This window comes from Pseudomonas sp. W2-17 (assembly GCF_041060445.1).
Classification (GTDB): domain Bacteria; phylum Pseudomonadota; class Gammaproteobacteria; order Pseudomonadales; family Pseudomonadaceae; genus Aquipseudomonas.
Window position 1 is genome coordinate 40,719 of sequence record NZ_JAUFNS010000014.1, and the last position, 16,465, is coordinate 57,183.

General features: G+C 61.0%; 13 protein-coding genes and 1 pseudogene. 12 read left to right on the top strand and 2 right to left on the bottom strand.

What is annotated here, in order from left to right; translation table 11 throughout:
• Positions 1-45 precede the first annotated feature (45 nt).
• Positions 46-756, top strand: a complete 711-nt coding sequence (locus QWI20_RS17950) for a Crp/Fnr family transcriptional regulator (protein ID WP_369306594.1) — start codon at positions 46-48, stop codon at positions 754-756.
• A 12-nt stretch (positions 757-768) separates the two neighbouring features.
• Here the strand turns inward: QWI20_RS17950 and QWI20_RS17955 are convergent, their stop codons facing one another.
• Positions 769-1,776, bottom strand: a complete 1,008-nt coding sequence (locus QWI20_RS17955; RefSeq protein WP_369306595.1) for an AraC family transcriptional regulator — start codon at positions 1,774-1,776, stop codon at positions 769-771.
• 110 nt (positions 1,777-1,886) lie between these two features.
• Here QWI20_RS17955 and QWI20_RS17960 point away from each other — a divergent pair, with 110 nt between their 5' ends.
• The 11 genes and pseudogenes from QWI20_RS17960 to QWI20_RS18010 all read left to right on the top strand — a co-directional run bounded on the left by QWI20_RS17960 (position 1,887) and on the right by QWI20_RS18010 (position 15,924).
• On the top strand, positions 1,887-2,957 hold the full coding sequence (locus tag QWI20_RS17960) for a fatty acid desaturase (RefSeq protein ID WP_369306596.1): 1,071 nt from the start codon (positions 1,887-1,889) through the stop codon (positions 2,955-2,957).
• Between the two features lie 293 nt (positions 2,958-3,250).
• Entirely contained in the window at positions 3,251-3,832 is a 582-nt protein-coding gene (locus QWI20_RS17965; protein WP_369306597.1) for an alpha/beta hydrolase, read from the top strand.
• Between the two features lie 135 nt (positions 3,833-3,967).
• Positions 3,968-4,783, top strand: a pseudogene (locus QWI20_RS17970) (sigma 54-interacting transcriptional regulator); the annotation flags it as partial.
• A gap of 217 nt (positions 4,784-5,000) precedes the next feature.
• Entirely contained in the window at positions 5,001-5,789 is a 789-nt protein-coding gene (locus QWI20_RS17975) for a MetQ/NlpA family ABC transporter substrate-binding protein (RefSeq protein ID WP_369306598.1), read from the top strand.
• A 308-nt stretch (positions 5,790-6,097) separates the two neighbouring features.
• Positions 6,098-6,991, top strand: a complete 894-nt coding sequence (locus tag QWI20_RS17980; RefSeq protein WP_369306600.1) for a TauD/TfdA dioxygenase family protein — start codon at positions 6,098-6,100, stop codon at positions 6,989-6,991.
• Positions 6,992-7,044: 53 nt separating this feature from the next.
• Complete coding sequence (locus tag QWI20_RS17985) at positions 7,045-7,887, top strand: ABC transporter ATP-binding protein (RefSeq protein WP_172612996.1); 843 nt, start codon at positions 7,045-7,047, stop codon at positions 7,885-7,887.
• A gap of 39 nt (positions 7,888-7,926) precedes the next feature.
• On the top strand, positions 7,927-8,793 hold the full coding sequence (locus QWI20_RS17990; protein WP_369306602.1) for an ABC transporter permease: 867 nt from the start codon (positions 7,927-7,929) through the stop codon (positions 8,791-8,793).
• Positions 8,794-8,880: 87 nt separating this feature from the next.
• Entirely contained in the window at positions 8,881-9,915 is a 1,035-nt protein-coding gene (locus tag QWI20_RS17995; protein ID WP_369306603.1) for an ABC transporter substrate-binding protein, read from the top strand.
• Positions 9,916-10,580: 665 nt separating this feature from the next.
• Positions 10,581-11,720, top strand: coding sequence for an efflux RND transporter periplasmic adaptor subunit (locus QWI20_RS18000; protein ID WP_369306604.1), 1,140 nt, complete (start codon positions 10,581-10,583; stop codon positions 11,718-11,720).
• Complete coding sequence (locus QWI20_RS18005) at positions 11,717-12,787, top strand: efflux RND transporter periplasmic adaptor subunit (RefSeq protein ID WP_369306605.1); 1,071 nt, start codon at positions 11,717-11,719, stop codon at positions 12,785-12,787. The genes QWI20_RS18000 and QWI20_RS18005 overlap by 4 nt, the downstream gene beginning before the upstream one ends.
• Entirely contained in the window at positions 12,784-15,924 is a 3,141-nt protein-coding gene (locus QWI20_RS18010; RefSeq protein WP_369306606.1) for an efflux RND transporter permease subunit, read from the top strand. Before QWI20_RS18005 ends, QWI20_RS18010 begins: the two co-directional genes overlap by 4 nt.
• 71 nt (positions 15,925-15,995) lie before the next feature.
• Here QWI20_RS18010 and QWI20_RS18015 read toward each other — a convergent pair whose 3' ends face one another.
• Positions 15,996-16,442, bottom strand: coding sequence for a hypothetical protein (locus QWI20_RS18015; RefSeq protein WP_369306607.1), 447 nt, complete (start codon positions 16,440-16,442; stop codon positions 15,996-15,998).
• Positions 16,443-16,465: the final 23 nt, after the last annotated feature.

A 16,465-nucleotide genomic window follows, 5' to 3' on the forward strand; every position in this document is an offset into this window, starting at 1 on the left:
CGGCTCAGCCTGCAACAAAACGCCGGCTATCAAAAGGAGATTCACATGACGAATGGAACCCAATGGCGCTCATGGTTTATCAACGACCGATGGTTCCGCGATCTGCCTGCGCTGTTGCAGGATAGCTTGCTGATCGGCATGCGACAGCGCCGGGTGACGCCCGGCAAGTCGATCTTCCAACGCGGCGATCCGGCGCCCGGCCTGTACGCGCTACTAACGGGCTCGTTACGCATCAATCCCCTCAAACCGCAGCAAACAGACATGCCCCCGGCAGAAGGCTATCGGCCCTTCTGGTTTGGCGAAGCCTCGTTGTTCGACGACCTGCCCGCGACCCACGATGTCTTCGCCCAGGACGCGGTCATTCTCTTGCACATGCCCCACGCGCCACTCAAGCAACTGCTGGCTGAACACCCGGCCTTGTGGCGACATTTTCGCGAACTGCTGGGGCGCAAGCTCGGGCTCGCCGTGCCCGCCCTTGAAGACATCACCCTGATGCCCACCGAAGAGCGCGTAGCGTTTCGGCTGCTGATGCTGGCCGAAGCTTACGGCGAGATGGACCGCTCGGTGCGCAGCGTGCCTCTGTCCGACATGGCCTCCAATCGCTGCCTCGGGCTGAGCGCTGAGGTGGTCGAGCGGGTACTTGGGGCGTTCGCCGAACGGCAAATAGTGCGCCGCGATCACGACCTGATCCATGTGCTGGACACCGAATGGCTGCGCGAGACGGCGCTTCATCGCCTGACCGGCGCAGGCGCGTGATGGCCTCACCGATCAGCGGTTCAGCCCTTCGCGATACTGGCTGGGCGTCATGCCGGTCCAGCGCTTGAACGCGCGGCTGAAACTGCTGGTGTCAGCGAAGCCGAGCAGATAGGCCACTTCACTGAGTGAGCAAGCCGGGTCGCGCATGTGTTGCAGCGCCAGATTCTGCCGGCACTGATTGAGCAGCAGATCGTAGCGACAACCTTCGTCGGCCAAGTGGCGCTGAAGACTGCGCAGGCTCAGGTGCAGCGTGTGGGCGATGTGCTCAGCGGACGGCTCGCCTTCCGGCAATTGAGTTTCGATGGCGCCACGTACTTTGCGCTCCCAGGTCAGTGCGCTGAGTTGCTCAAGGGTGCGGTTGAGCACGGCCTCGTTGTGCTCGGCCAGCTCGGGATTGGCGTCGTCCAGATGGCTGTCGAAATCCTCACAGGAGAAGATCAGCAGATTCTCCGCCGCACCGAAGAACAGCGGCGCACGGAAGACGGCATACCAGGGCTGCGGATCTTCCGGTTGCGGCCGCATCAGGTGAACGGCCAGCGGCGCGTAATGACGGCCCAGGCGATTGCGGCAAGTGCGCACATAGATTGCGGCGAAGGCGTCCATCGCCTCATTGGCCGGCATTGGGCTGCCGTCGGGTACGCGGAAACGAAACTCGTAATGCTCGTCCACGCGTTCAAAACTCATGGCCAGCGCGTCGCTCACCACCGGGTGATAACGCACGATGCGCTCGAACACCTCACGCAACGACCCGCTGGCAACCAGCGCATAACCGAGCGCATGAAAGGTCGTCGGGCTGACGAACCGTGACACTCGCAAGCCCAGCGCCGGATCGCCGCTGGCCTGCACGGCCAGTTCCCAAAAACGGGTGGTGACCGTCACCGGGTATCGCGCGTTGGGGTCATCCATCAGCTGCGGATCCAGGCCCGCAGCCCGGCTCAGTGCGAGGCTGTCGAGGCCGAGGGCATCGAGTTGCTTGCGCAGGGCGCGGGTCCAGCTGGCGAGGATGCTCGGCTCAGGCATACAAGTTGGCGCTTCCGGTCTACAGATTGGCGTTCACGGTCAGGCAGCATCCGGGCTTAAGCGGCACAGTGGTGCCACGTTTTTTTATCCTGAAACCGGAGAATGGAATCATGCACGACACTTCTGCAAGTGCTGCCGGACTGAATGCACAACAACGATCAGCGCATATTCGTGCGGTGGTTTCCGCCCACGGCGCCGCGCTGCGAGAGCGCTATCCCCTGCTGCGGCACCAGGACGCCATCGGTGCCGGCATCCTGTTCTTCGCACTGGCCGGCATGATCGGCAGCGCGGCGCTCTATCTCGGGGGTTACCTGGCGTGGTGGGCGTGTCTGCTGCTGAATGCGTTCTTCGCCTCGCTGACACACGAGCTTGAACACGACCTGATCCACAGCATGTATTTCCGCAAACAGCGCGTGCCCCATAACCTCATGTTGGCGCTGGTCTGGATGGCGCGGCCGAGCACGATCAATCCCTGGATTCGTCGGCATCTGCACCTCAATCATCACAAGGTCTCCGGCACCGAGGCGGATCTGGAGGAAAGGGCCATCACCAATGGCGAACCCTGGGGGCTCGCGCGGTTGCTGATGGTCGGGGATAACATCATGTCGTCGCTGATCCGCATGCTGCGGACCAAAACATGGGCGGAGAAACTACACATTCTCAATTTGACGCTGCGCGTCTATGCACCACTGGCGCTGCTGAACTGGGGCGCGTGGTACGTGTTTCTTGGCTTCCATGCCGCCAACGGCATTGCCGGTCTGATGGGCAGCCCGATTGCCTGGTCGGCGAATACGCTGGCGGTCATGCACGTCATTGACGTCGCTGTCGTGGTCCTGGTCGGTCCGAACGTGCTGCGTACGTTCTGTCTGCATTTCGTCAGTTCGAACATGCATTACTACGGCGACGTCGAACTGGGGAATGTCATGCAGCAGACCCAAGTGCTCAATCCGTGGTGGATGTGGCCGATGCAGGCGTTCTGCTTCAACTTCGGCAGCACCCATGGCATTCATCACTTCGTGGTGAAGGAGCCGTTCTACATCCGCCAGATGACGGCACCCGTTGCGCACAAGGTGATGGCTGAGATGGGGGTGCGCTTCAATGATTTCGGCACCTTCGGACGGGCCAACCGGTTTGAACGAGCGACAGAAGACGACTCGGTGCTCAAGCCTGCACGCGGTTGATACCTGGCGGCCCATTGCGCCAGTCTCGCCGGCTTGTGGGAAATTTCTCTGGATAAAAATTTCTGTAACAACCGCCCCTTAAGCTCTGCTCATCCCCGGCGAGCTGGGGGCAGACAGCGTGATTCTCAGGGTCACCCCTTTAAGGCAGGGGGTGGCCCTCTTTTTTTGCGCCATGCCCTGAAGCTGCGGCATATATTTTCGAGCTATTAATAAATAGCTTCTTATTCTTTTTCGAATATATGTCCGATCCCTATACTCGCCCCCATGAACGCAACATGCAGGAGGCGAAGGCCATGCATACCGAATCGATCCGTTACCTGATCGTGCCAGGCTGGAAAGGATCTGCCGACGACCATTGGCAAACTCACTGGCAGAACAGCCTGCCCAACAGCGTGCGTGTGGAGCAGGCCGACTGGCTCAAGCCGCGCCGAGAAGATTGGGTGGGTGAGCTGCAACGCGCTATCGCCTCTGACAGCACACCGGTGATTCTCATCGCCCACAGCCTGGGTTGCGTGACCGTTGCCCATTGGGCGCAGCTGGCGCCACTGGCGAGTTTGCGTCAGGTGCGCGGGGCCTTGCTGGTGGCGCCCGCTGACGTCGAACGGCCCAATTGCCCGCCGGCGATCCGCAATTTTGCGCCGATTCCCGAGCACCTGCTGCCGTTCCCGACCCAAGTGGTCAGCTCCGATAACGATTCCGCCGTCAGCGCATTGCGCGCGATGGAAATGGCCCGCAACTGGGGGGCCGAAATCGGCATTCTCAGCGGCGCGGGTCATATCAACGTGAAGTCCGGGCATCAGCGCTGGGAACAGGGTTTCGCCTACCTGTACCGGCTGCAAGGGCGCATCGAGCATTTCAACCGCCGCCGCGCATGACCATCGCATTTGCAACGGTAGTTGCGCCTGAGACCTCTTTTCTCACGATCACTTTCGCCGCAGTGAACCGACAGGCGCTGCGGCCTTTTTTTTAAAAACGCCTCGGTCAATGGATGGCCGGGGCGGGAGCCTGCCATGAGCCTTTCCGACCTATCGAGCAACCCGCTGTTGACCTTCCCTGATGCTGAAAAAAGCCCGCTGAGCATCCGCGCCAAGGCCTTGGTGTTCATCGATCCACGATCGCGGCAGTTGCGCGAAGAGATGGAGCTGCTGGCGCCGCTGGACTTGCCCGTGCTGATCCGCGGCGAATCCGGCACGGGCAAGGAATTGCTCGCGCGTCACATTCATCGAGGTAGCGACCGGGCCGGGTTGTTCGTGTCGGTCAACTGCGGCGCCATCAGCTCGACCTACGCCGACGCCGAGCTGTTCGGTTACGCCGCCGGCGCCTACAGCGGTTCTGCCAGCAGTCGTGCTGGCTGGTTCGGCTCGGCAACGGGCGGCACGTTGTACCTGGATGAGATCGCCGACCTGCCGATGGCGATCCAGATCAAGTTGCTGGCAGCGCTGGAAAACCACGAAGTCACCCGCGTCGGTGCTACGCAGCCCAGCCAGGTCGACGTCAGGCTGGTTGCAGCGACCAGCATCGATCTGCGCCTTTCAGTCGCCGCTGGCAAATTCCACGAGCGGCTTTATCGCTACTTGAACGAAGGGCGCCTCGACCTGCCGGCGTTGCGCGAGCAGCCCGGCAACATCCTGCCGTTGGCAGAATACTTTCTGGGCATCTACAGTCAGCGCTTCGATTTCGAGATGCCGCTGATCAGCGACGACGCGCAGCGGGTGCTCGAAGCGCATTACTGGCCGGGCAACACGCGGGAGCTGGAGAACGTCATTCACTTCGCGTTGCTGGTCAGCAGCGGCGCGGAGATCCTGCCTGAGCATCTGAATCTACCGGTCCGGTAATGGCTCTTGAGCTCACTGGGCAGGTAGCCGGGTGGCAAAATGCCCGCTGATAACGAAAAAGCATAACCATCCGACTAAAAAGTATTGTCTCGGAATAAAAAATCTCGGTACTGTCCGCATCAGCCGCTCCCCTGCCAAGGGTCGACCCCGCGGCAGACCGAAGACAAAGTCGCCCACGAGGCGACCCGATTTCTATTAAGGACATCGCATGAAGAAGACGTTTTTGTTCACCGCACTGGCGGCTGCTCTCTCTCTGGGCATCGGCGCTGCACAAGCTGCCGAGAAGCTCGTCGTGGGCGCCACCGCTGTTCCGCACGCCGAGATCCTCGAGCTGATCAAGCCTGAACTGGCCAAAGAAGGCGTGGACCTGGAGATCAAGGTCTTCACTGACTACGTGCAGCCCAACGTGCAACTGAACGAGAAGCGTCTGGACGCCAACTACTTCCAGACCAAGCCTTACCTGGATGGCTTCAACAAAGGCAAGGGCGCTACCCTGGTGACCGGCGTCGGCGTACACGTCGAACCGTTCGGCGGCTACTCGAAGAAGTGGAAGTCCATTGACCAGTTGCCTGAAGGCGCAACCGTTGCCATTCCGAACGAAGGCAGTAACGCCGGTCGCGCCCTGCTGCTGTTGCAGAAGAACGGCCTGATCACCCTGAAGGACCCGACCAACGCGCTGGCGACGCCGAAAGACATCGCCACCAACCCGAAAAAACTGAAGTTCCGCGAGCTGGAATCGGCGCTGCTGCCCCGCGCACTGGATCAGGTTGACCTGGATCTGATCAACACCAACTACGCGCTGGAAGCCAAGCTCAGTCCTAAAAAGGATGCGCTGATTCTGGAAGGCTCCGACTCGCCGTACGTGAACTACCTGGTGACCCGTGCTGACAACGCTCACACCGACGCGATCGAGAAGCTGTCCAAAGCGCTGACCAGCCAGCAGGTCAAAGACTTCATCAACAAGAAGTACGACGGCGCGGTTATCCCGGCGTTCTGATGAGGGCCTGAATGCGCGATTGCAGCGCGTTCATGTGTACAAGACGCGTTTGCCCGCTGTTGCTCCCGCTCCGCTGACGCACTGTCATCGGGTGCATGGAAGTGACGGCGGGCAAGCGCGTTTTTTGCGTTTACAGCTCATCATTCTTCAACGTTTCCGGGCCTGCGACTGCCTTGATGACGATGATGGCCGACAGCTGTCGCTAGGTCGTTCTGCGCTATGCATATGCTCTAACGATATTTAAACTTCGCTTCTTATAGCTTTAAAGTCCTCCCTCCTTAGCCACACCTTTTGGAGTCGGAGTTCTCATGCCAGCAGCCTCCCAAGCTTCGTCCGCGCAAGCGCCCGGTCAGCAGTTCGATGTGCGTCCATTCGCCGAAAAGGTGGGCGCGGAAATCGTCGGTCTGGATCTGTCCCGTCCGCTCAATGACGCCGATTTTGCCCGTGTGCATCAAGCGCATCTCGATTACCACGTGGTTGTTTTCCGCGATCAGCACATCACCCCGCAGCAGCAGATCGATTTCAGCCGCCGTTTTGGCGTCCTGCAGATTCATGTGCTCAAGCAATTCCTGCTCGCCCATCATCCCGAGATTTTGATCGTCTCCAATATCGTCGAAAACGGCCAGCCGGTCGGGCTGGGCGATGCCGGCAAATACTGGCACTCGGACCTTTCTTACAAAGAGCTGCCGAGCCTGGGCTCAATGCTCTACGCCCAGGAGCTGCCAAGCGAAGGCGGCGACACCCTGTTCGCTGACATGCACCTGGCCTGGGACACGCTGCCGGAGCATCTGCGCAAGGCCGTCGAAGGGCGCAACGCCGTGCACAGCTATACGTCCCGCTACAGCCACGGCCGCAATGCCGATAACTGGCGCCCGACCCTCAGCGCTGAACAGTTGGCGCAGGTCGCGGTGGTCAGCCATCCGATCGTGCGCACCCACCCGGAAAACGGGCGCAAGGCGCTGTTCGTCAGCGAAGGCTTTACGACCCACATCGTCGGCCTGCCGGAAGACGAGAGTCGGGCGATTCTGACTGAGCTGTACGCCCACAGCGTTCGTCCGGAAGGCGTCTACCGCCACACGTGGCAGGAGAACGACATGGTGTTCTGGGACAACCGTTCGCTGATTCACCTGGCCGGCGGCACCCCCGACCACCTGCGCCGTCGCCTGCACCGCACGACCATTCAGGGCGATGCGCCGTTCTGATTCAGGAGAGCTCCATGAACGCTGTTCTGCAAAGCCACACGGCTAGCGATCGCTTGAACGCGCAACAGGCCAATCAGCCCACCGCTGAAGCGCTGCTGCAAGTACAAGGCGTCAGCCTTGAATACCGCACGCCGGAACGCGTGGTGCGGGCCACCCATCAAGTCAGTTTTGAAATCGATCCTGCCGACCGTTTTGTCCTGCTCGGCCCGTCGGGCTGCGGCAAATCAACGCTGCTCAAAGCCGTGGCCGGGTTCATCCAGCCCAGCGAAGGGCAGATTCGTCTGGCCGGCCAGGAAGTAAAGGAGCCGGGGCCCGACCGCATCGTGGTGTTTCAGGAATTCGACCAGTTGCCGCCGTGGAAGACGGTGATTCAGAACGTCATGTTTCCGCTGCTGGCCTCGCGCACCCTCAAGCGCCGCGAAGCCGAGGAGCGTGCGCGGTATTACCTGGAAAAGGTCGGCCTGAGCGCTTTCGCTGACGCTTACCCGCACACCCTGTCCGGCGGCATGAAGGCACGCGTGGCAATTGCCCGGGCGCTGGCGATGCAGCCCAAGATCCTGTTGATGGACGAGCCCTTCGCCGCGCTCGATGCATTGACCCGCCGCAAGATGCAGGAAGAGCTGCTGGAGCTGTGGGAAGAGGTGCGCTTCACGCTGCTGTTTGTGACCCACTCCATCGAGGAAGCGCTGGTGGTGGGCAATCGGATTCTGCTGCTGTCGCCCCACCCGGGCCGCGTGCGCGCCGAGATCAACAGCCATCAGTACAACTTGAAAAGCCTCGGCGGCGTCGAGTTCCAGGCGTCTGCCCAGCGGATTCACCGGCTGCTGTTCGACGAGGGCGAAGCGCCTGCGGTCGAGCCGGATCTGCGGTTTCAGGATGTTCGTATTGCCTACTGATCGCGGTTCGCCAAGCTGCCCCATTAAGAGATTGCACTCATGAGTCTTTCACCCCCTCTGCGGGAAGAATACGAAGTCGTGCTGGAGCCTTTCACTCAGGAAGATCTGGCCCGCGACATTCCCCTCGCGCAACGCATCTGGCAGATCAGCTGGGTGCGCAAGGCCGTCATCCTCGTCGCCCTGGCGATCATCTGGGAAATCGCCGCGCGCATTCAGGGCAACGACCTGCTGCTGCCGAGCTTTCTGCAAACCGCGTCGGCGTTTATCGACGGCATCGCCAGCGGTGAATTGCTGACCAAGGTCTGGATCTCCCTGACGGTCCTGGTCAAGGGCTACCTGATCGGCATCGTCCTGGCGTTCGGCCTGACCACGCTGGCGGTGTCGACCCAACTGGGTCGCGACCTGCTCGGCACGCTGACGGCGATGTTCAACCCGTTGCCGGCCATCGCGCTGCTGCCGCTGTCGCTGCTGTGGTTTGGCCTGGGTGAGAACAGCCTGATCTTCGTGCTGGTGCATTCCGTGCTCTGGGCGTTGGCATTGAACACCTACGCAGGGTTTCTCGGTGTTTCGGAAACCCAGCGAATGGCCGGGCGCAATTACGGGCTCAAGGGCCTGCGGTTCGTCTGGTACATCCTGATCCCCGCTGCACTGCCGTCGATTCTCGCGGGCCTGAAGATCGGCTGGGCCTTTGCCTGGCGAACCCTGATCGCTGCGGAACTGGTGTTCGGCGCTTCTTCAGGCAAAGGCGGTCTGGGCTGGTACATCTTCCAGAACCGCAACGAGCTGTACACCGATAAGGTATTCGCGGGTCTGGCGGCGGTGATCATCATCGGTCTGCTGGTGGAAAACCTGCTGTTCAGTAACGTCGAGCGCCTGACCGTGAAGCGGTGGGGCATGCAGCGCTGATCTGCTTTATCAAACGAACGCTCCGCCTTGTGGCCGCTGAATGGGCCATGAGTCCGTCACCCCTTTCGCCTTCATCGTGAGACATGTATGGAATTTCTGAAAACAGCTGCACCTTTCAAGCGCCCGACACTGGCCGCGCTCGCCGCCGCCCTGGGTCTGGCTGGCGCGTTGTTGAGCAGCGGCGCTCACGCTGAAGGCAAGATCAGCATCGCCCAGCAGTTCGGCATCGGTTATCTGATTCTGGACGTCGTTCAGCAGCAAAAGCTGATCGAGAAACACGGCAAGGAGCAGGGCCTGGACATCAAGGTCGACTGGAACAGCATCTCCGGCGCCACCGCGATGAATGAAGCCCTGCTGGCTGGCGCGCTGGACGTGGTGTCGGCGGGGGTGCCGCCGATGCTGACCATTTGGGACCGGACCAAGGGCAAGCAGAACGTCAAGGCGATCGCCTCGCTGGGCTCGATGCCCAATTACCTGCTCAGCAACAACCCCAACGTGAAAACCCTCAACGACTTCACCGAAAAGGATCGCATCGCGGTGCCGGCGGCGGGCGTGGGATTCCAGTCGCGTACGTTGCAGATCGAAACCGCCAAGCTGTTCGGGAACGACAATTTCAAGAAATTCGACAACATCTCGGTCAGCCTGCCGCACCCGGACGCCACGTCGGCGCTGATTGCCGGCGGGTCGGAGATCAGCGCGCACTTCTCCAGTCCCCCTTTTCAGTATCAGGAGCTGGAAAACCCCAATGTGCATAAAGTGCTGAGTTCGTACGATGTGCTGGGCGGCCAGGCGACGTTCAACGTCCTCTACACCACGCAGAAATTCCACGACGAAAACCCGAAGACCTACAAGGCGTTCTATGACGCGCTGGCCGAGGCCGAGAAAATCATCAAGGCCGACAAACCTGCGGCGGCGAAGACCTACATCGACGTCGAGAAGTCGAAACTGCCGTTGCCGCTGGTGGAGAAGATCGTCTCCGACCCTGAAATCGACTTCACCGTCGTGCCCCAGCGCACATTCATCTACGCCGAAAAACTGCACGACCTGGGTGTGCTGAAAAACAAGGCTGACAGCTGGAAGGACTTCTTCTTCGAAGAAGCCCACGGTGGTGCGGGGAGTTGATCCTCAGCGTTGGTCGGGCTGTTTAGACCTGCCTGATGGGGGGCGGTGTGTCAGCCACACCGCCTTCGCGACCGTCGTAACCTCCGATGGCTCCTACAGGGGATTTACGTCTGGCCTGGATTGTGAGGACCCTCGTGGAACTGTAGGAGTGAGCTTGCCCGCGAAAGCACTCGGTCAGCTGACATTGATGCCACTGGTCCACCGCCTTCGCGACCGTCGTAACCTCCGATGGCTCCTACAGTGGATTTACGTCTGGCCTGGATTGTGAGGACCCTCGTGGAACTGTAGGAGTGAGCTTGCCCGCGAAAGCACTCGGTCAGCTGACATTGATGCCACTGTTCCACCGCCTTCGCGACCGTCGTAACCTCCGATGGCTCCTACAGTGGAGTTTGCGTCCGACCCAGATGTTTGGCACGCCGTGAACCTGTGGGAGTAATCGGGGTGGCGCTCCACCTTGCTCACGAAGGAGGTGTGTCTGCCAACATCGATGTCACAGACTCCCCCCATCGCGAACAGGCGTGCTCTAGCGTAGATTGGCGTGCGCTGTAGATGCCGGCAGAGTTCGGTGCCCCAAGGAACCCTGATGTAAGCTCACAGTCGCATGATCACATCGCAACGGCGTCCGGCGGCGCGGTGTCGCAACGGCATTGGCACAAGGAGCTTGCATGCCCGCCCAAACCTTCTTTTTTCATGGTCGTCTGACTGTTCTTTCCCTCGGTCTGTGCCTGGCCGTGCTTGCTGGCTGCGAGAAGGAAAAGCCCCAGGAGCCGGTGCGCGCACGCGTGCAGGCCCAGGAGGTCAAGACGGCCGATTTCGCTGCGGACGTCGCGCTGACCGGCGATGTCCAGGCGCGGGTGCAGACCCAGCTTTCATTCCGGGTGGGCGGCAAGATCATTCAGCGATCGGTTGATGTCGGCGATCGGGTGTCGGCCAAACAAGTGCTGGCCAAACTCGACCCCAAAGACTTGCAAACCAACGTCGATTCCGCCCTCGCTGCCGTTGCCGCCGAGCAGGCTCGCGTGAAACAGACTTCCGCCGCCTTCGTGCGTCAGGAAAAGCTTCTGCCCAAGGGCTATACCAGCCGCAGCGAATACGACTCCGCCCAAGCCCAGCTTCGTGGTAGCCAGAGCGCGCTCAAAGCCGCCCAGGCGCAACTGGCCAACGCCCGCGAGCAACTGGGTTACACCGCATTGATCGCCGATGCGCCGGGCATCATTACCGCGCGGCAGGCCGAAGTCGGCCAGGTCGTGCAGCCTACGGCGCCGATCTTCAGCCTGGCCCGCGATGGCGAGCGCGATGCCGTGTTCAACGTCTACGAGTCGCTGTTCGTCAACCCGCCGACCGACCAGCCGGTCGAAGTGACGCTGCTGGACAACCCGAAGGTCAAGGCCGTCGGCAAAGTGCGCGAAGTCACACCAGCCGTATCGGCGCAAACCGGCACGCTGCAAGTGAAGATCGCCCTCACCTCGCTGCCGCCGGGCATGGACCTGGGTTCGGTGGTCAGTGCCGCCCTGAGCGTGCCGGCCAGGACCAGTGTCGAGCTGCCATGGTCCGCGCTGACCAAAGGCCTGGGCGATCAGCTCGGCAAGCCGGCGGTGTGGGTGGTCGATGGCGATAACAAGGTCAGCCTGCGCAGCGTCACAGTCGGGCGCTACCTGACCGGCAAAGTGATCATTGTCGACGGTCTGAAGAATGGTGAAAAAGTGGTCGTTGCCGGTAACCAGTTGCTGCACCCGGACATGCAGGTGGAACTCGCCGACGTGTACCCAGATTCCTCGAAACAGCCGACAGGAGCCCAGCAATGAAGCGCTTGTCGGGGGTTGTGCTGGCGGGCCTGTTGTTGAGCGCTTGCAGCAAGGAAGAGCCGGCGCCCGAGCCGATTCGGCCGGTGCTGTTCATTGAGGTGAAACCCCAGGCCCAGGAAAGCCTGGGTCGGTTCGCCGGTAACATCGCCGCGCGCTATGAAAGCACTCTGGGCTTTCGCGTCTCGGGCCGCATCGCCCAGCGCAGCGTCGACGTCGGCGCACAGGTGAAGAAGGGCGACATGCTGGCGGTGCTCGACCCGACGGACCAACAGAACCAGGTGCGCTCGACCCAGGGCGATCTGGCCCGGGTCGAAGCGCAGCTGATCAACGCCCAGGCCAACGCCCGTCGGCAACAAGAGTTGTTTGATCGCGGCGTTGGCGCCCAGGTCGCGCTGGATGTCGCGGTCACCGACCTGAAAACCACGCAGTCTTCCTACGATCAGGCCAAGGCCGCGATGCAACAGGCCAAGGATCAGCTGAGCTACAGCGAGCTGCGCGCCGATCACGATGCCGTCGTCACCGAGTGGAAAGTCGAGGCCGGCCAAGTGGTCAGCGCTGGCGAGCAGGTGGTGACAATGGCGCGCCCGGACATCAAAGAGGCGGTCATTGATTTGCCGGCGCAATTGAGTGATCAACTGCCCAGCGACGTCGTGTTCAAAGTCGCCAGCCAGCTGGAGCCGGAGATCAACACCACAGCGACGGTGCGAGAACTCGAGCCCCAGGCCGAAAGCACCACCCGCACCCGTCGCGCACGTTTGACCCTGGCGGATACGCCGGCGGCCTTTCGTCTGGGCACAGCGATCAGCGTCACCCTGAGCTCGGCGATCAAGCCGCGCATCGAGCTGCCCGCCACCTCCTTGCAGGAAGTCGACGGCAAGACGCAGATCTGGGTCATCGACATGCAGAACCAGACCGTTTCCCCACGCGTCGTCACAGTCGTCAGCCGCAGTGATGATTCAGTGGTACTGGCCGGTGGGGTCAACAACGGCGATCGAGTTGTAACCGCCGGGGTCAATAGCCTCAAGCCGGGGCAGAAAATCAAAGTCGATAAGGAAAGCCCGCGATGAAAGGGAAGTTCAACCTCTCCGATTGGGCGATCAAGCATCAGTCTTTCGTTTGGTACCTGATGTTCGTCGGCCTGCTGATGGGCGTGTTTTCCTACATGAACCTGGGTCGTGAAGAAGACCCTTCGTTCACCATCAAGACCATGGTCATACAAACCCGCTGGCCGGGCGCGACCGTGGATGAAACCCTGGAGCAGGTCACCGACCGCATCGAGAAAAAGCTCGAAGAGCTCGACTCCCTCGATTACGTGAAGAGCTACACCCGGCCGGGCGAGTCCACTGTTATGGTTTACCTGCGCGACACCACCAGCGCTGAGGCCATTCCTGAAATCTGGTACCAGGTTCGCAAGAAGATCGATGACATTCGCGGGCAGTTCCCCCAAGGTATTCAAGGCCCGGCGTTCAACGATGAGTTCGGCGATGTTTACGGCTCGATTTACGCCTTCACCTCCGACGGCCTGACCCTGCGCCAGTTACGCGACTACGTGGAGCAAGTGCGCGTCCAGATTCGCGACGTGCCGGGTCTGGGCAAAGTCGAAATGATCGGCGAGCAGGACGAAGTGCTGTACCTGAACTTCTCCACCCGCAAACTGGCGGCACTGGGCCTTGATCAGCGCCAGGTCGTGCAGAGCCTGCAGTCACAAAACACCGTGACGCCCGCCGGGGTCATCGAGGCCGGTCCGGAGCGCATTTCCGTGCGCACCTCCGGCCAGTTCGCCTCGGAAAAAGACCTCGAAAACGTCAACCTGCGCCTCAATGATCGTTTCTATCGCTTGAGCGACATCGCCGAAATCACCCGCGGCTATGTGGATCCGCCCAAGCCGTTGTTCCGCTTCGACGGCAAGCCTGCCATCGGCCTGGCCATCGCCATGAAGAAGGGCGGCAACGTTCAGGAGTTCGGCAAACAGCTGCACGAACGCATGAGCGCCGCGACCGCCGACCTGCCGATTGGCGTCGGCGTGCATGTGGTGTCCGATCAGGCGCAGGTGGTCGAGAAGGCCGTCGGCGGCTTCACCAGCGCGCTGTTTGAAGCGGTGGTGATCGTGCTGATCGTCAGCTTCATCAGCCTTGGCATGCGTGCGGGGCTGGTGGTGGCCTGCTCGATTCCGCTGGTGCTGGCGATGGTCTTCGTGTTCATGGAGTACAGCGGCATCACCATGCAGCGTATTTCTCTGGGCGCCCTGATTATTGCCCTTGGCCTGTTGGTCGATGACGCGATGATCACGGTGGAGATGATGGTGTCGCGCCTTGAAAAAGGCGAAACCAAAGCCCAGGCCGCGACCTACGCCTACACCTCGACGGCCTTCCCGATGCTCACCGGTACGCTGGTGACGGTTGCGGGCTTCGTGCCGATCGGCCTGAATGCCAGCTCGGCGGGGGAATACACCTTCACCCTGTTCGCGGTGATCGCTGTCGCCATGCTGGTGTCGTGGGTCGTTGCCGTGCTGTTCGCCCCGGTGATCGGCGTGCACATCCTTAGCGAAAACGTAAAAAAGCACGACGAAAACGCCAAGCCCGGACGCATCGCCAGAGCCTTCAACGGCTCGATGTTCTGGGCCATGCGTCATCGCTGGCTGACCATCATCATCACGATTTTGCTATTTGCCACGTCGCTGTTCTGCATGCGCTTCGTGCAGAACCAATTCTTCCCGTCATCGGACCGCCCGGAGATTCTGGTCGACCTCAACCTGCCGCAGAACGCGTCGATCAACGAGACCCGCCGCGCGGTGGACAAGCTCGAGGCGACCCTCAAGGACGATCCGGACATCGTCAGCTGGAGCACCTACATCGGCGAAGGCGCGGTGCGTTTCTACCTGCCTCTGGATCAGCAGCTGGAAAACCCGTATTACGCACAGTTGGTGATCGTCAGCAAAGGGTTGGAAGAGCGCGGCGCGTTGACCGAGCGCTTGCAAAAACGCTTGCGTGACGACTTCGTCGGCATCGGCACTTATGTGCAGGCGCTGGAAATGGGGCCGCCGGTGGGGCGCCCGATTCAGTACCGGGTCAGCGGCGAAAACATTGATGAAGTGCGCCAGCACGCCATCGAGCTCGCCACCCTGCTCGACAAGAATCAACACATCGGCGAGATGATTTACGACTGGAATGAGCCCGGGAAAGTCCTGCGCATCGACATCAATCAGGACAAGGCGCGGCAGTTGGGGCTGTCGTCCGAGGACGTTGCGCAGCTGATGAACAGCGTCGTGACCGGCTCGGCGGTGACCCAGGTGCGCGATGACATCTACCTGATCAATGTCGTCGGGCGCGCGGTGGATGCCGAGCGGGGGTCGCCGGAAACCCTGCAGAATCTGCAGATCGTCACGCCCCAGGGCACGTCGATTCCGCTGCTGGCGTTTGCCAACGTGCGCTACGAGCTGGAACAGCCGCTGGTGTGGCGTCGTGATCGCAAACCGACGATTACGCTCAAGGCGGCCGTGAGCGACGACATGCAGCCGACTGACCTGGTCAAGGAGCTCAAGCCCGAGATCGACAAATTCGCCGCCGGTTTGCCGGTGGGCTACAAGGTCGCCACGGGCGGCACGGTGGAGGAGAGTGGCAAGGCCCAAGGGCCGATCGCCAAGGTCGTGCCGTTGATGATCTTCCTGATGGCGACGTTCCTGATGATCCAGCTGCACAGCGTGCAGAAGATGTTCATCGTCGCCAGTGTCGCGCCGTTGGGGTTGATTGGCGTGGTGCTTGCGCTGGTGCCGACCGGAACGCCGATGGGCTTTGTGGCGATCCTCGGGATTCTGGCGCTGATCGGCATCATCATCCGCAACTCGGTGATCCTGGTGACCCAGATTCACGAATACGAGGTGGCGGGCTATCTGCCGTGGGATGCGGTGGCGGAAGCCACGGAACACCGGCGCCGTCCGATCCTCCTGACCGCTGCGGCGGCGAGCCTGGGCATGATCCCGATCGCTCGCGAAGTGTTCTGGGGGCCAATGGCTTACGCGATGATCGGCGGGATCATCATCGCGACCCTGCTGACGTTGCTGTTCCTGCCGGCGCTGTACGTGGCCTGGTACAAAATCAAGGAGCCGAGTGACGAGGAGCGGCGCAAGCATCAGGAAAGCCAAGAGGAAGACAAGCAACTTGGTGACGACGATTCGGACGAAGGCGCGTCCTCTCCCGCGCACTAATACCCATGGTTCAGGCGGAAGCGGTCGGGTGGCCACTTCCGCTTTTATTTGCGCACCGTTGAGGGGGGGTGTCAGGTCAGCTGGAAATTTCTGAAATGCACCTGCCCTGCCTGAGCTCTCAGCTTTTCCGGATCGGAGGCGGTATGGACTTGTACCGTCACCGTACTGGCCGGTATCGGTTTGCGGTCGATCTTCAGCGTAATCCGCTGCCAGTCCTTGGTTGCTCCCGAGATGTCGGCGAACAATTCGGCTCCATCCGCCGTGGTGACGAGAGCCGCGTGACTGAACACCACGAAATCGCCGGGTTTTACGACTTCGCCTGCCCGAACTTCGAACGTCAGAGCCGTGGGTTTAAAACTGCCCTCCAAGGTGGCTTTTGACAGGTTCCCTGCCTTGGCCAACTGCATGTAATGACCCGAGGCATCTTGCTTGATCTCCCAGCTCTCCTCACTGGAGGTCGTAGTCCAGGGTTCTAATTCGCCGGATGCGAAGTCACCGTTTTTCAATAAATTACTCATCGTCATTCCCTTGCTGATTGGCG

Excerpts from the sequence above, each read along its gene's own strand:
- QWI20_RS17960 (WP_369306596.1), top strand. The coding sequence starts at position 1,887 with ATGCACGACACTTCTGCAAGTGCTGCCGGACTGAATGCACAACAACGA.
- QWI20_RS17980 (WP_369306600.1), top strand. The coding sequence starts at position 6,098 with ATGCCAGCAGCCTCCCAAGCTTCGTCCGCGCAAGCGCCCGGTCAGCAG.
- QWI20_RS17950 (WP_369306594.1), top strand. The coding sequence starts at position 46 with ATGACGAATGGAACCCAATGGCGCTCATGGTTTATCAACGACCGATGG.
- QWI20_RS18010 (WP_369306606.1), top strand. The coding sequence starts at position 12,784 with ATGAAAGGGAAGTTCAACCTCTCCGATTGGGCGATCAAGCATCAGTCT.
- QWI20_RS17975 (WP_369306598.1), top strand. The coding sequence starts at position 5,001 with ATGAAGAAGACGTTTTTGTTCACCGCACTGGCGGCTGCTCTCTCTCTG.
- QWI20_RS17995 (WP_369306603.1), top strand. The coding sequence starts at position 8,881 with ATGGAATTTCTGAAAACAGCTGCACCTTTCAAGCGCCCGACACTGGCC.
- QWI20_RS18015 (WP_369306607.1), bottom strand. The coding sequence starts at position 16,442 with ATGAGTAATTTATTGAAAAACGGTGACTTCGCATCCGGCGAATTAGAA.
- QWI20_RS18005 (WP_369306605.1), top strand. The coding sequence starts at position 11,717 with ATGAAGCGCTTGTCGGGGGTTGTGCTGGCGGGCCTGTTGTTGAGCGCT.
- QWI20_RS17965 (WP_369306597.1), top strand. The coding sequence starts at position 3,251 with ATGCATACCGAATCGATCCGTTACCTGATCGTGCCAGGCTGGAAAGGA.
- QWI20_RS17990 (WP_369306602.1), top strand. The coding sequence starts at position 7,927 with ATGAGTCTTTCACCCCCTCTGCGGGAAGAATACGAAGTCGTGCTGGAG.
- QWI20_RS18000 (WP_369306604.1), top strand. The coding sequence starts at position 10,581 with ATGCCCGCCCAAACCTTCTTTTTTCATGGTCGTCTGACTGTTCTTTCC.
- QWI20_RS17955 (WP_369306595.1), bottom strand. The coding sequence starts at position 1,776 with ATGCCTGAGCCGAGCATCCTCGCCAGCTGGACCCGCGCCCTGCGCAAG.